This window comes from Pseudomonas sp. SDO5591_S426 (assembly GCF_054070755.1).
The window spans coordinates 1-1,120 of the sequence record NZ_JBSVXD010000409.1 but is presented as its reverse complement, the minus strand read 5'-3'; the positions used below and the strand labels follow the sequence as shown (position 1 = coordinate 1,120).

The following is a 1,120-nucleotide window of genomic DNA, read 5'->3' as shown; positions in this document are numbered from 1 at the left end:
TGGGACGTGTACACCTTGTAGGAGCTGCCGCAGGCTGCGATCTTTTGATCTTGCCACCCAACACCCTCTCTACCCTGCAATCCCCGTATAATCCCGCTTTTTTCCCGAAAGGCACCCCGCTCGTGGCAGACAAACGGTACAGCTGCATTGGTTTGTATAACCCCAAATCACCGGAGAACGTCGGTTCGGTGATGCGCGCCGCTGGCTGTTATGGCGTGGCGTCAGTGTTCTACACCGGCAAGCGTTATGAACGCGCCGCCGACTTCGTCACCGATACCAAGCGCGTCCACTACGACATCCCGCTGATCGGCATCGATGACCTGAAGAAAATCCTGCCGCTGAACTGCGTTCCGGTCGCCGTCGAACTGGTCGAAGGCGCACGCCCGTTGCCCGAATACACCCACCCGGACCGCGCGCTGTACATCTTCGGCCCTGAAGACGGCTCGCTGGATAAAGAGATTCGCGACTGGTGCGAAGACGTGGTCTACATCCCGACCACCGGTTGCATGAACCTGGCCGCCACGGTCAACGTCGTGCTGTACGACCGCATGGCCAAGGGCCTGAATACTCGCTCGGGACCGAAATTCCGCTGAGTTGCCGCATATCCGATGGAACAAGCTACCCGCCCGCGCAGTCAGCTTAACTATCGATAACTTCCTGCCTGGAGACAGATCATGAGCGAACTCAAACGCGTAGAACGTATCGAATCCACCCCGTTCCAGAGCCACTCCGAGCAGAACGTCGAAGGCTGGGAGCGCATCGGCTCGCTGGCGGGTGGCGTGGTGATGGTCGGCAAGGGCCTGCGTCGCGGCGGCATCTTCGGTTTGATTCAAGTGGCCATCGGCGGCGTGGCCCTGGCCCGTGGCATCACCGGCCACAGCTCGGCGAAAAGCCTGCTGGAAAAAAGCCGTCAGGACATGAACAACGTGCGGGCGAAGATTCAGCGGGCAGGTGAAGAATTGAAGGCATTGAAGGCCAATGCCGAAGCGGCGACCAAAACCGCGACGGTCACGGGGAATGATTCGTTGAAGTCGCCGAAAACCGGGGTTTGATCCTTTAAAAGCAAAAGATCGCAGCCTTCGGCAGCTCCTACAGGTTGATGTGTACACCTGTAGGAGCT

The 1,120-nt window shown here is 58.8% G+C and carries 2 protein-coding genes; both read left to right on the top strand.

The genetic code is table 11. The annotated features are described in order from the left end of the window. Positions 1-122 precede the first annotated feature (122 nt). Positions 123-593 carry an RNA methyltransferase gene (locus tag ACW9JC_RS30340; RefSeq protein WP_007911337.1) on the top strand — a complete coding sequence of 157 codons (471 nt, stop codon included), beginning with the start codon at positions 123-125 and terminating at the stop codon, positions 591-593. Positions 594-674: 81 nt separating this feature from the next. Continuing rightward, the gene (locus ACW9JC_RS30335; protein WP_416128678.1) at positions 675-1,052 is read left to right on the top strand and encodes a YgaP family membrane protein; all 378 of its coding nucleotides are present in this window, start codon (positions 675-677) and stop codon (positions 1,050-1,052) included. The last annotated feature ends 68 nt before the right edge of the window (positions 1,053-1,120 follow it).

Excerpts from the sequence above, each read along its gene's own strand:
- ACW9JC_RS30335 (WP_416128678.1), top strand. The coding sequence starts at position 675 with ATGAGCGAACTCAAACGCGTAGAACGTATCGAATCCACCCCGTTCCAG.